Raw genomic sequence first — 14,079 nt, 5'->3', positions numbered from 1 at the left:
ACGTAAAGAAGAGGCTAGGAATGATGTCCCAGCCTCTTCTAGTTTATTTGATTATATTAATCTTTCGGTACAATATAGTCTTCTTCTTCATTTTTCTTAGAGTGTCGAACACCATAACTTAAATAGATGATGATACCAACTACGAACCAAATTAAAGTATATAGTTTAGCATCGAAACTTAATCCCCAGAATACAAGTAATACTAAAATAAACGTGATTATTGGTAAAACAGGGAAGAATGGTACTTTAAACGATGGTACTGGTAAATCTTTGCCTTCACGTTTTCTTAAACGATACATTGCAAGGGACACAAACATAAATGCGACTAATGTTCCTGCAGAGATAAGTTGTGCTAAGAATGCGAATGGGAACATTGAACCAATTAATACACCGATAATTGTTAGAATTAAAAGTGCTCTGTTTGGTAAATGTTTATGATTTAATTTTGATAACCAAGATGGTAATAAACCATCACGACCAAATGAATAAAGTAAACGTGATCCTGCTAACATCATACCAATTAAAGCAGTGAACATACCGATTACTGAAATAGCTTGGATGACAGCGGCGATAATACCGTGGCCACTTTGACGAAGTGCCCAACCAACAGGTTCAGCATTACCTGCATATCTAGAGTAATGGAACATACCAACCAATACTAGTGCTACACCTACGAATAATACTAATGCTACAGCTAATGAACCAAGAATACCACGAGGCATTGTTCTTTGCGGGTTAATGGCTTCTGCAGAGTTGGCAGCGATTGAGTCGAAACCAATGTAAGCTAAGAATATCATAGAAACCCCAGCATAAATACCTTGCCAACCACCAAAATCACCATTTTCAGTCACTTTATGTTCTGGAATAAACGGAACATAGTTTGATGCTTGGATAGCAGTTAAACCTACGATAATGAATAATACGATTGCAAATACTTTTAAGATAACTAAGACGTTTTCTACACGTGCTGTTTCAGACATACCACGTGATAAAATGATTGCTGTAATAATGATTACAACAGCAGCGATGATATCAATGACACCACCATCAGCTCCGAATGGATTCGATAATGCTTTAGGTAATACAATACCTAATGGCGAAATGAGTCCTCTTAGATTGGCTGAGAATCCGGATGCTACAAAGGCTACGGCAATAAAGTATTCAGCTAAAAGTGCCCAACCTGCGACCCATCCAGCGAATTCTCCAAATAAAACGTTAATCCAAGAATAAGCTGAACCGGCGAAAGGCATTGTTGATGCCATTTCGGCATATGAGAAGGCAACTAAACCTGCAACAATCGCTGCAAGTAAGAATGATAATGCAACGGCAGGGCCTCCATGTTCAGCAGCTACAACGCCAGGCAATGTGAAAATTGCAGTTGATACAATCGTACCAACACCTAATGCAAGAAAATCTCGAACGCGTAATGTACGTTTTAAATGACCATCTTTATTTTGATAGATTGTGGGATCTTCTTTTCGAGTTAAATTTTTGAAAAAACTGGCCATAATTATGAACCTCCACTTACTAATATATTGAGTTATAAGATTAGCTTGTTATCTCTGGAATATTTATTATATTAGCACAAAACTTTATATTTTTGTCTAAAATTTCTGAAAATTTTAAGTTTTCTTACTTTTTATAAAATGACAGAGTGTAACAAGGAAATTTTAAATGATAGATTTGATTATAACAGATTAATAAGAAATAAAAACAACAAAAAAGAGTAAAATTATCCTTAAAATATAAAAAGTGGTCTTTTGACCGAGAATAACATACTAAAAATACACAATAAGTCAAGTAATTAGACCTTTATTTAGTGGTATTTTACTAAAAAATTAAAGTTTGTTGACCTATTCCATTATGGAATAGGTTCTATCGAAAATATGTATTTTATTAATAGTTCAGTGCATACTATAATTAGTTATGTAATAAAGTTACATCATATTTAAATGCTTCTATTTCGTGTAGTAAATCCATCCCCTTATATTGTATTAGCATAGTAGTGCTAAACTTTATGATTTATTACACCCATTGACATAGATAGAAGACTCCCATCTCGCATTTAAATATGTATCCCTAACTGAGATTACTAGCAACAATGAAATAATGAAGTAACTTTAAATATAAAGAAGCCACAACTCATGTAACTAAGTCTTTCCCTCTTTTTCCCTTAAAAAATAGACATGTAGGTGGCTTCTTTTTAATATTAAAATTTAAAACGGAACTTGAAAGGATATGAATTCAGATGACTAAAGAAAACTACTCTGCTGCAAACATGGTCATTGATACTTTAAAAAATAATAATGTAGATTACGTATTTGGTATTCCAGGAGCTAAAATAGACTATCTCTTTAATGCTCTTGAAGATGATGGTCCAGAACTTATTGTGACACGTCACGAACAAAATGCTGCCATGATGGCACAAGGGATCGGTCGTTTAACTGGTAAACCAGGTGTAGCATTAGTAACAAGTGGCCCTGGAGTAAGTAACTTAACAACTGGATTATTAACAGCGACTTCAGAAGGTGATCCAGTGTTAGCTATCGGTGGTCAAGTTAAACGTAACGATTTATTACGTATGACGCATCAAGCAGTAGATAACGCTTCTCTTTTAAGATCATCTACGAAATATAGCGCAGAAGTACAAGATCCTGAGTCTCTATCTGAAGTAATGACAAACGCTATTCGTACAGCGACTTCAGGTAAAAATGGTGCAAGTTTTATTAGTATCCCACAAGATGTTATCGAGTCACCAGTAACATCTAACGCAATTGATTTATGTGAACAACCACAACTAGGTGTCCCAAATTTAGAAGACATTCAAGACGTTATCAAAGCTATAAAATATGCGAAATTCCCAGTGTTGCTAGTAGGTATGAGAAGCTCAAGTGAGAAAGAAACTGAAGCAATTCGTCAATTAGTTGCTAAATCAAACTTACCAGTTGTTGAAACATTCCAAGGTGCCGGTGTACTTAACCGTGAATTAGAAAATCACTTCTTCGGAAGAGTCGGTTTATTCCGTAACCAAGTAGGTGACGAATTATTAAGAAAAGCTGACTTAGTTGTTGCAATTGGTTATGATCCAATTGAATACGAAGCAAGTAACTGGAATAAAGAATTAGATACAGAAATCATAGTTATCGATGAAGTACAGGCTGAAATCACTAACTTTTTACGCCCTAAAAAAGAATTAATTGGTAATATTGCAGGCACAATTCAACTCCTATCTGAAAATGTGCATGAACCTATTATTAATCAAAATCGTTTAGATGACTTAGAACGTTTGAGAGCAGAAGTCATTGAAGCAACAGGTATTAAGTACACACATGAAGATGGCGTAATGCATCCATTAGAAATTATTGAAACAATGCAAAAAACACTAACTGACGATACAACTGTTACTGTAGACGTAGGTAGCCATTATATTTGGATGGCACGTAAATTTAGAAGTTACAATCCAAGACATTTACTATTTAGTAATGGTATGCAAACACTTGGTGTTGCTTTACCTTGGGCAATCGCAGCTGCATTAGTGCGCCCAAATACTCAAGTTGTGTCAGTAGCTGGAGATGGCGGTTTCCTATTCTCAGGTCAAGATTTAGAAACAGCCGTACGTAAAAATTTAAACATCATCCAATTAATTTGGAATGACGGTAAATATAATATGGTAGAGTTCCAAGAAGAAATGAAATATAAACGTTCAGCTGGAGTTGAATTTGGACCAGTTGATTATGTGAAATATGCTGAATCATTCGGTGCAAAAGGGTTACGTGTTACTAATCAAGAAGAATTAGAAGCGGCTTTAAAAGAAGGCTATGCAACTGAAGGCCCTGTATTAATTGATATCCCAGTGAATTATAAAGACAATATCAAATTATCAACGAATGTATTACCAGATTCTTTAAATTAATTATTAGTCAAACAAACATAGGAGTGAATATTCAATGAGTCACGTATTATATCAACATGGTACTTTAGGTACATTAATGGCAGGTCTATTAGAAGGAACTGCGTCTATCGATGAACTATTAGAACATGGTGATTCAGGACTAGCTACATTAACAGGTTCTAATGGTGAGGTTATCTTTTTAGATGGTGAAGCATTCCATGCTAACGAGCATAAGGAGTTTAAGAAACTAAATGGTGATGAAATGACGCCATATGCAACGATTACTCGTTTTGAAGCACATCAAACATATCAAACTTCAAATAAAAACTCTGAAAAAGTGTTAAACGAAGTTAAAGAACATATGCTAAGTGATAATTTATTCTCTGCAGTGAAAATAAGTGGTACGTTTAAAAAAATGCACGTACGCATGATGCCTAAACAAGAACCACCTTACACTAGATTAATTGATTCAGCACGTAGACAACCAGAGGAAACGCGTGAAGATATTAAAGGAACAATTATTGGATTCTTCACTCCAGAATTATTCCACGGTATTGGATCAGCTGGCTTCCATATTCACTTTGCTAATGATGATCGCAACTTTGGTGGTCATGTATTAGACTTTGAAGTAGACGATGTAACTGTTGAAATACAGAATTTCGAAACATTCGAACAACATTTCCCAGTTAATAATAAAACATTTACAGAAACAGAAATTGATTATGCAGATGTAGATGCAGAGATTAGAGAAGCTGAATAATTAATAATCATACCTAAAGTTGAAAGATGAATCCTCATTGAATTCATCTTTCTTTTTTTAATTTATAAAATATAATATATGACACAATATAAAATAATGGTATAATGATTTAGAATTTTATATTTATGGAGGTAGCCCTAATGCAATGTCCAAATTGTGGTCAGACATATCAACAAGGAGATCAATATTGCGGTAGTTGTGGTAATAAATTAAATGGTTCATTATCTCAATCAACGCAATCGACAACAGAATCATTCAATTCGGAGATTCAATCTACAAGTCATTCTACAGCTATTAAGCAAGAACAAATTAATGGAGAACAGAATCATAGTGAGTACGATCGTGGTGAATTTGCACATAGATATATGTCTTATGAACACCGTTATGCTGAAGGTCCATTCACGATTAAGGTGAAATCGACCTTTAATGAAAGTAAGCAATTTTTTAAGCAAGCTTTTACTTCTCATGATGTAGTGATGAAAGGGAATAAGTCATTTAGTATTACTTTGCTATCATCATTAGTTATTATTGGTTTACTTATATTGGGAATGTTATTACACCTACTTTCAGCAAGTTTATTTGATGGTTATTTTGTTGATACTGCAACAATTATCTTGAAATTTGTATTAACTACTATGCTAGCACTTGCGTTTTTATTTATCGTAACATTCGCCGTTATTCGCTTAATGATAGTAGAAAGCATTTCCTTTAAAAAGATTTTATCTGATTATATATTAGTTAATACATTATCAGTAAGTATACTATTTTTAGGATTTATTGTGTTTTTCCTTGAAATGTATATTTTCAGTGGTATATTGATTGCCTTTTCAGTGATTTTACTTTTAACATCATCAGTGTATTTAATTTCAAAATATAGTGTAAATCATACGTTACGTTTTGCGAGTTTCTATAGTGTTATGATTTTCTTTGTTATTATTGGATTTGCCTTACATTTATTTGGTTCAACTATCATTCATCGATATGATGATTTAGGTATTGAGAAAAGGAAAATATTTAATGTTGGTTTTACTTTAAATAATTATTCAATTACTGGAATAATTAAGTGTGAATCATAATCGCCACCAGTATAAACAAGGTGATTGCCTTTGTTTACTGTATCTTCGTGTTCATAACGTGTTTTCATATTAGGTAAAGGAGTGCTATTACCTTTGATAATTTCGTTACCTTTAACAACAACTGCTAATGACTCACCTTTTTTAAATAATGTACCAGATGGTAATAATTCTATTTCGACTGGCACGATTTCATTTGGACTAACTTTTTGTTCATGTTCATGTGTATGCCATGGTTGTGCAATTGTTGATTTCGTTTCATCTAGTTCGCGATGAGAAACGCGCAACCAACCTGTTGCGACTTGACCTTTTTCAATATGATTGAAATCAGGGAAATGCACCTCATTACCGCGACGGTCTAACTTTTTAATGCTTGCAAAGATATCTAAATCTTCAGCATTTTCTGCAGCTACCCACAGTTTTAATTTCATATTACCAGTCAATTCTGTATCTTGTTCGAAAGTATAAACATAACGTAATTCATCGTCATCACTTTCAGAATCGTATGCAGCGACTAAGTCATTTGATACTTGTGTTTTACTTAATGACATATCTGAATTATTTAAATATAGTGCTTTATAATTTGTGTTTGGAAGTGGGAATTGATCAGCATTTTTGAATTCACCACGATAGAATTGATCACGTACTTCGTAAATTACACGAGGTGTTTCTAACCAATCATTGTCTTCTTCTTTTAAGTAATAATCAAAGAATTCTCTTTGTCTTTCAAGATTTTCTCTTGCGTAATAACTTTCCCATTCTTTACGGCCATGAATATATAACCATTTGTCTTTAGAACTTGCTTGTTTAAAGCCTTCAAAGCTACCTCTATTGTGTAAACCTTGTGTAGACCAACTAGCACAAGTTAACAATGGTGTAGTGATATTAGATAATGGTGCCTGACGTTGTTTCCAAAAATCATCAAATAATGGATGATCTTGTTGTGCTTGAATTAGGCCTTCGATATTTGGATTGTCTGTCCATCTAGCAAAGATACCTTGTATCCAGAAGTGGAAGAAACCAGTATCTGGAATACCACCATGAAATGCGACTTCACGATACATATCATTTAGTCCTTCCCAAGGAATCATCGCTTTTAAATGTGGGGGATTCAATGATGCTACCCACCATTGTGTTACTGCTAAATAAGACACGCCGTTTGTACCAATGTTACCATTGCTCCACTCTTGTTGTGCGGCCCATTCTATAACTTCGTAATAGTCTTCAGCTTCACGTTTAGACCAAGGTGATAATACGCCATTTGAACCTGCACTACCTCTGAGTGCAACTTTAACTACAACGTAATCATTTGGCACCCAATAGCCAGGATCTGGAGATTCTTCAGGTGTAAAACTTGAAGTAGGTATAGCACCTAATGTAGGCCAAGCGGCACCCATATTTGTAATTTTTGGTTTATTGTCTTTACCATAAGTATCAGCTGACATGACAACTGGGAATTGGCCATCTTTCTTTGGACGGAAGATGTTGACGTATAATATTTCGCCATCTTTCATAGTTACTGGAACATTTTTTTCCATAATCATTTCTTGATTTCCATATTGAATACTATCTACAACAATTTGATTGATGCCATCTTTTACATCTTCAACATGTGTTACTTCTAATTGTGGATTGCCTAAATTATTGTTAATCATATGTTTCATCCTCTCTTTAAAAAGCTCATTTCGAATACAAGGTTATGTTAAACCGTGACGTTGAACGTTTCAACAATCAATATGCATGCAATTGTACGAAAACCAACAAAGCCGATATAATTGTACAAAAACAAACATTTAAAGTGAGGTCTATCAAATGACTCAAGATCGTAGAATTAGAAAATCTCAACAAGCGATTAAAACAGCATTCATAGATTTATTACATAAGTATGATTTCAATGATGTTACTGTACAACAAATTTCTGATTTAGCTGATATTAATCGTGGTACGTTTTATACGCATTATTTAGATAAATATGACTTGCTAGATAAGATGGAAGATGAACATGTAGATATTGTGCGTAATTTTATTAAAGAGAGTAAAAAGAGTAGTGGTGGAAAGTTCTCAACAGAAGACTTAAGACACATAATGGAATTTCTTATTGTACATATTGAAGAAAATATAACGTTTTATCAATTAATGTTCAAAATAGGCACGGAATCTAGATTGCATGAAAAATTATATGGCTTGCTAACGAACTATTTAAATAGTTTTACTAATTTAGATGGTGATATTAGTGGTATACCTTTCTCATATTTTATGAGCTATGTTTCAGGTGCAGGATTATCGTTCTTAAGACATTGGGTTGAGGATGGTAACCGCATCCCTAAAGAAGATTTAATTCAATACTTCTATGATATTGTTAATAATGGACCAGCTACAATTATACAAAGAGAGATTAATAAATAATGTATGGCTTCTAATTACTGATATTAGTGATTAGGAGCTTTTTAATTTTAAAAAGATTATTATAAATTGTTGAATTAAGCATATATTATTGAGTTTTATATAATAGCATACGATGTATAATGAAACGCATAAAAATGAGGGAACCTATTACGTTGTTATGTATCTCTAACTCTATAAATCCAATTGGGAGAGAGAGGGGAGCATGATGACAATAGATATAATGGTTCATCTCCCATTAAATGACATTCTATGTATCTAGGGTTATATAATTATTTTAATATTTGAAATAAAGTATAAAAAATAACGTTTTCTTAACTCGCAATTAAGAAAACGTTAGCCCAATAATAGAAATTGGAGATACATATTGGCTTACCTATAAGTCAGTAATATGTCCTTTATTTTTACACCTAGTACCAAGTCACAAACGTGCTAGGTGTTTTTTATTAAAGATATTTTAGCATAACACTTGATGTTAAGCAAATTAATCAATGTGTGTGTCGGCTATATTTGACATTCATCTTAATGTCGTTTATATTTTACATAAAGGGTTATCAATAATCTTGAGGTGGTTGAGGATGACTAATTTTAGAGATAAGATGATTAATCGAATCATCGGTACAACGACTGAACTTGATGAACGTGAAAAAGAAGAATTATACGGACACGTCACTACAACATTTATTATCACTTATTTAGGCTTACTAATCCTAGCTTTTATAAGTTTAATTAATGATTATGTTGTTCAACGTGTTAATGTACCGACCATAGGTATATTTGTTTTATTCTTTATTGCTAGTATTTTCTTATCGAGAGGCATCCGAAAAAATAATTTAGATGAAAATCGAGTTTATTCTAAAGAAGCATATCAAAGACTATTAAAGAAGCATAAGTTAGGCAGTATTTTCGGTGGAATTATGTTCGGTGTAATTATGAGCCTACTTAATTTAACGCGACTATATTTTTCAGATCAAAAGATTGAATTAGGATTTTTCATAACACTTAATTTTATTTCTGCTTTAATTTTCGGCGTAATAAGTTATTTCGTTGGAAAAGGTAAAATTGTTAAAGAATATGGTGAGGGGGATTAAGAAATGGATAAATTTAGTCAAATATTATTTAATTGGTTCACTCAAAATCCCACAGGTCGTGATGAGCGTGAGCAAGGTGTGCTTGAACATAAGTTAGCGGTTATGTTTTTATTGACATATATTACAATAGTTATCTTAGGTACAATAAGTTTGGTTATTGATATGAAGAGAGAAACAGTGAATTTTGGAACAATATGCTTATTAGCGTTAAGTGTTATTTTAACGTTTGTATCTCTTTGGATTAATAGAAGAAACCGTTTAGATGAGTTAAAAGCTCATTCAGCTGAAGAATACAAACAATGGGTGAAAAAGCTTGCAATAAAATGCTCGTTTTTCGTCGTTTATTTTGCAACGGTGATGTTTATTATTACGGGGGTTATCTTCCCTTATATTTTTAATGACGGATTTGACTTCAAAGAACAATTAATCAAATGTGCATTTTCTGGTGTGCTATTCGGCGGTATCATGTTTATTTACTATATGATTATGCTCAAAAAAGAATATTAACTATTATTCAACTCCTTAATTATTATATAATAAATTTATATAATGCTTAAGGAGTCATTTTTATGTTAAAAGCTGATCCAATTATTGCTAAAATGAAAAATCAAAAAATCAACTACGATAGGGTATTGAAAAAATTAATTAATCAATGGGAAAGGGAAGGTTTAAGACCTAAAATCTTACTACATAGTTGTTGTGCGCCATGTAGCACTTATACGTTAGAATATTTAACGGAGTATGCTGACGTGGCAATTTATTTTGCGAATCCCAATATACATCCTAAAAATGAATATTTAAGACGTGCAAAAGTTCAGGAACAATTTGTTAATGATTTTAATGAGAGAACCGGAAAGAATGTTAAATATATTGAAGCGGAATATAAACCGCATGAGTTTATGAAAATGGCAAAATCACGTGGCCTCACTGAAGAACCAGAAGGAGGGTTACGTTGTACAGCATGTTTCGAAATGCGTTTGGAGCTAGTTGCTGAAGCTGCTGTGAAATACGGGTATGACTACTTTGGAAGTGCACTCACACTATCACCTAAAAAGAATGCGCAACTTATAAATGAACTGGGTATGGAAGTACAACATTTATATGACGTGAGCTACTTGCCGAGTGACTTCAAGAAAAATAAGGGCTATGAACGTTCAATAGAGATGTGTAATGACTATCATATATTTCGACAATGCTATTGTGGATGTGTCTTCGCAGCGATGGCTCAAGGCATTGATTTTAAACAAATCAATCAAGAAGCTAAAGACTTTTTACAGCAATTTTAAAGAAAATGACTCCTAATTTGAAGTTTAATCTTTTCAAATTAGGAGTCGTATTTTATATTGTTCGATTAATAAAACGTATAATGGCTAGAATGGCAATCACAAATGCAGATAGGATACCTGCAATTTTTAAACCTTTTTTCTGCTTCTCAGGTTCTGGATCTTCATTTTCCATCATTTCAAGCAACTCGCGTTCGATTTCAAGATCAAGTGCGGTCTTCTTTTCGCCATTATAGCCAATGCTATTATCGTCATCTTTTGTCACTTTATCATTTTGATTTGAAGGCTGTTCTTTACTTTTAGACGGTTGGTCTGCATTTTGTTTTGTATTTTTATCTTCTGCAGTCATACGTATACCCCTCCGGTAAACTTGTTATCTTTGGCTTAAGTATAGTACTTTTTATAATTAAGTAAAGCTATATTATTTCGCGTCTAATCCAATAATATCACTCACATAATTATAATTATGTTGCTTTAAGTAAGCAGCGATGTCTTTATTTATCTTCTTAGTCAAACTAGGACCTTCAATAACTAATGAAGAATAGATTTGAACAAGAGATGCACCATTTCGCATCATTTGAATGGCATCTTTAGCACTAAATATACCGCCTGTGCCGATAATTAAGAATTCGCCATTTGTTTGTTGATATGCCCATTTCACTAACTCTAAATTTCTTTTGAAAAGGGGTTGTCCACTTAATCCGCCATCTTCTACTTTATTAGAAGAAGTGAGACCATCACGCTTACGAGTTGTATTCGCTAGAATCATACCATCAAATGTTTCAGTAATTGCTGGTAGAATATTTTTAAAACCATCTAGTTCTAAATCAGAAGTTAATTTTAAGAAAATAGGGACATTTACTTCTGTATTGGCTTTAAAGTCTTTCAAAGCTTTGCATAACATTGAAAATTCATCTTTATCATGGAAACTTTTTAAATTCTCAGTATTTGGTGAACTTATATTAACTGTAAAAAATGAGACATCAGCTTTAAATGTATCAATTACTTTAATGTAATCTTGATAACGCTCATTATAAGGTGTCGTTTTATTTACACCAACATTTAAGCCAACAGGGATATTGTATGAATGGCGACGTAAATTCCATAATGCTCTGTTCATACCAATATTATTAAAGCCCATACGATTGATTAATGCATTATCTTCAACTAGACGATACATACGAGGTTTTGGATTACCATCTTGAGGTTTAGGTGTAATGCCACCTAATTCAAGTGCACCGAAGCCAACATTTTCAAGTGCTTTAGGTACTTCGCAAGATTTGTCAAAGCCAGCAGCTAAACCAACTGGATTGTTAAATGTGATACCTTTAATTGTTTGTGCTAAAGAAGGATCTTCATAGTTAAAGATTTTGTGCATAATAGGTAGTAAAAAGGGGCGTTTTTGGGCAAGTTTTAAAGCATCAATGGTCATGCCATGCGCTTTTTCAGGGTCGAATTTAAATAATAGTGGTTTAATTAATTTATACATTTTAATGCTCCTGTTTCATTGTATTTGAGGCTTACTATCCTCATTTAATATCATTGAAAAAACATTCCTCTCTAAGACTAGCATGTTCAACAATAATTGCATAGTTAATTTAGAAACTGTTTAAAAATTTGCCTCAACTTAAATGTGGATATATATGCTTACGATTAAATAGTCCTTTTTCAGGAAATATAATAATAAAGTGAGAAGATGTATTCGAAGGAGGAAACATCATGAAAAAAGATTGGCAAGAACAATTACCATTAAACCATATACGAGACATTAAGCCGGTGAGTGGTGGAGATGTGAACGAAGCATTCAAAGTAATTACAGAAGATGACGTGTATTTCTTGTTAGTTCAACGCAATCGTGATAAATCATTCTATGCTGCTGAAATTGCTGGACTTAACGCTTTTGAAGAAGCAGGAGTTACAGCACCACATGTGATTGATAGCGGTGAAATTAATGGTGATGCTTTCTTAATATTGAGTTACTTAGATGAGGGAACGACCGGTAGTCAACGAGAACTAGGTCAATTAGTAGCCAAAATGCATAGCCAGCAACAATCTGACGGCAAATTTGGATTTGATTTACCTCATGAAGGTGGAGATATTTCATTTGATAATACTTGGTCTGATTCGTGGATTGAAATCTTTGTCGAACGTCGCATGGATCATTTGAGAGATGAACTCATGCGGAAAGGATTATGGAATGACGAAGATAATAAAGTCTATGAACAAGTCCGTACAGTGATGGTAAATGAACTAGAAAATCACAATAGTAAACCGTCATTGTTGCATGGAGACTTATGGGGTGGCAATTATATGTTCTTAACAGATGGTAGCCCCGCTTTATTCGATCCTGCACCGTTTTATGGCGATAGGGAGTTTGATTTAGGAATCACTACTGTATTTGGTGGATTTACCCGAGAATTTTATGACGAATATGAGAAGCACTATCCTTCAGGAAAAGGTGCTCGTAAGCGTTTAGAGTTTTATAGACTATATTTATTTATGGTCCATTTACTAAAATTTGGTGGAATGTACGCTAGTAGCGTAAATCGATCAATGGATGAAATATTGGCGTAAAAAATAAGCATGGGCAGTACAGGTACAGTGATACCCGTGCCGCTCATGCTTATTAATCTTCTTTAATTGTTTTTAATAACTGCTTACCATTATCATATAACATTTTCTCAAGTTCATGATGTGATACTAAATCAGTTTTTTCAAGTTCATCAGCTAACATCGTAACAACTTGATCGGTTGTATAAGGTGCATCTGAATCATATACAATTTTATCCATGTCTACACATTGAGCAATATTTGGAAGCTGATAAGGTAGGACTTTTCCAGCTAAATCAAAGTATAACTCTTTCATAACTTGTTCTAAATCATCAGGTTGACGTTCACTTCCAAACATCTTATTACCCATTGCAACACGTTGAGCAATAACAGGAAGTAACGCACCACAATGTGGAATAATCCACTTAATATTTGGATATTTGCTAAACACATTGTTTTGACTCATATAAATGACCGTACGTGTTGTATCAAAGATGAATTCCATTAACGGTGCAGGAACAACGTCGCTCATTGCTTCTATATTAGGCTTAGGTTCATTCGGATGAAGTGCAACAACGGCATGACGCTCATCTAATTTAGTTAAGACTTTATTTAGGCGGTCATCACCAACATAAATACCACGTGCATTCGTAGGTAAAGTGAAACCTAAAGCACCTTGCTTATCTAATGCAGTATCAATCGTCTCAATGCTTTCATCCACTAATGGCAGTGGTAACGTCGCAAAGAAACCTAACTGTTCTGGATATTTATGTGTAAATTCAGAAGCATACGCATTGACTTCTTTAGCCAAATCAACCATTTCATCATCTGGTGCAGCGCTAATATGGGGACTTGAAATAGACAATACCTCCATATTCAATATCCATACGTGTCATTAAATCTAAATAACCTTCAGGAGAGAAGTTCGGTGTTGCTACACCGTCTCCCTTGCCATCGAAATAATCATCTAGAAATTTCGAGAATCCAGGTGAAATATAATGAGCATGTAAATCAATTTTTTTCATAT

Annotated in this window: 12 protein-coding genes and 1 pseudogene; 8 read left to right on the top strand and 5 right to left on the bottom strand. The window is 33.5% G+C overall.

The genetic code is table 11. From position 1 onward, the window contains the following. Positions 1 to 56: 56 nt before the first annotated feature. Entirely contained in the window at positions 57 to 1,508 is a 1,452-nt protein-coding gene (locus tag SBL15_RS06490) for an APC family permease (RefSeq protein ID WP_107611298.1), read from the bottom strand. A 740-nt stretch (positions 1,509 to 2,248) separates the two neighbouring features. On the opposite strand from SBL15_RS06490, the gene alsS reads away from it, so the two are divergent. The 3 genes from alsS (at position 2,249) to SBL15_RS06475 (ending at position 5,728) form a co-directional block, all read left to right on the top strand. Further along, the gene (gene alsS, locus SBL15_RS06485; RefSeq protein ID WP_107619613.1) at positions 2,249 to 3,913 is read left to right on the top strand and encodes an acetolactate synthase AlsS; all 1,665 of its coding nucleotides are present in this window, start codon (positions 2,249 to 2,251) and stop codon (positions 3,911 to 3,913) included. 34 nt (positions 3,914 to 3,947) lie between these two features. After that, entirely contained in the window at positions 3,948 to 4,652 is a 705-nt protein-coding gene (gene budA / locus SBL15_RS06480) for an acetolactate decarboxylase (RefSeq protein ID WP_317955494.1), read from the top strand. Positions 4,653 to 4,792: 140 nt separating this feature from the next. Next, on the top strand, positions 4,793 to 5,728 hold the full coding sequence (locus SBL15_RS06475; protein WP_107612422.1) for a zinc ribbon domain-containing protein: 936 nt from the start codon (positions 4,793 to 4,795) through the stop codon (positions 5,726 to 5,728). Here the strand turns inward: SBL15_RS06475 and SBL15_RS06470 are convergent. Next, positions 5,692 to 7,380 (bottom strand): CocE/NonD family hydrolase, encoded by a 1,689-nt coding sequence (locus SBL15_RS06470; RefSeq protein WP_317955492.1) that lies wholly within the window; start codon positions 7,378 to 7,380, stop codon positions 5,692 to 5,694. The genes SBL15_RS06475 and SBL15_RS06470 overlap by 37 nt on opposite strands. Before the next feature lie 157 nt (positions 7,381 to 7,537). Here SBL15_RS06470 and SBL15_RS06465 point away from each other — a divergent pair, with 157 nt between their 5' ends. The 4 genes from SBL15_RS06465 to SBL15_RS06450 all read left to right on the top strand — a co-directional run bounded on the left by SBL15_RS06465 (position 7,538) and on the right by SBL15_RS06450 (position 10,505). Next, the gene (locus tag SBL15_RS06465; RefSeq protein WP_053041321.1) at positions 7,538 to 8,131 is read left to right on the top strand and encodes a TetR/AcrR family transcriptional regulator; all 594 of its coding nucleotides are present in this window, start codon (positions 7,538 to 7,540) and stop codon (positions 8,129 to 8,131) included. A gap of 575 nt (positions 8,132 to 8,706) precedes the next feature. Further along, a complete protein-coding gene (locus SBL15_RS06460) occupies positions 8,707 to 9,219 on the top strand; it encodes a DUF3278 domain-containing protein (RefSeq protein WP_182477416.1) in 513 nt (170 codons plus the stop codon). 3 nt (positions 9,220 to 9,222) lie between these two features. After that, complete coding sequence (locus tag SBL15_RS06455; RefSeq protein WP_107613195.1) at positions 9,223 to 9,726, top strand: hypothetical protein; 504 nt, start codon at positions 9,223 to 9,225, stop codon at positions 9,724 to 9,726. Positions 9,727 to 9,788: 62 nt separating this feature from the next. After that, positions 9,789 to 10,505 (top strand): epoxyqueuosine reductase QueH, encoded by a 717-nt coding sequence (locus SBL15_RS06450; RefSeq protein ID WP_011274794.1) that lies wholly within the window; start codon positions 9,789 to 9,791, stop codon positions 10,503 to 10,505. Positions 10,506 to 10,557: 52 nt separating this feature from the next. Here the strand turns inward: SBL15_RS06450 and SBL15_RS06445 are convergent, their stop codons facing one another. Continuing rightward, positions 10,558 to 10,851 carry a hypothetical protein gene (locus SBL15_RS06445; RefSeq protein ID WP_053041323.1) on the bottom strand — a complete coding sequence of 98 codons (294 nt, stop codon included), beginning with the start codon at positions 10,849 to 10,851 and terminating at the stop codon, positions 10,558 to 10,560. A 72-nt stretch (positions 10,852 to 10,923) separates the two neighbouring features. Then, a complete protein-coding gene (locus tag SBL15_RS06440; protein ID WP_317955488.1) occupies positions 10,924 to 11,991 on the bottom strand; it encodes a quinone-dependent dihydroorotate dehydrogenase in 1,068 nt (355 codons plus the stop codon). A 230-nt stretch (positions 11,992 to 12,221) separates the two neighbouring features. Between SBL15_RS06440 and SBL15_RS06435 the strand changes: the two genes are divergently transcribed. After that, the gene (locus SBL15_RS06435) at positions 12,222 to 13,076 is read left to right on the top strand and encodes a fructosamine kinase family protein (protein WP_107613194.1); all 855 of its coding nucleotides are present in this window, start codon (positions 12,222 to 12,224) and stop codon (positions 13,074 to 13,076) included. A gap of 52 nt (positions 13,077 to 13,128) precedes the next feature. Here SBL15_RS06435 and SBL15_RS06430 read toward each other — a convergent pair. Further along, positions 13,129 to 14,077, bottom strand: a pseudogene (locus SBL15_RS06430) (amidohydrolase family protein). Positions 14,078 to 14,079 lie beyond the last annotated feature (2 nt).

It is taken from the genome of Staphylococcus sp. NWU MKU2 (assembly GCF_033283605.1).
Lineage (GTDB): Bacteria > Bacillota > Bacilli > Staphylococcales > Staphylococcaceae > Staphylococcus > Staphylococcus haemolyticus.
Note: the sequence above shows the minus strand (reverse complement) of the source record. Positions and strands in the feature narration are given on the sequence as shown.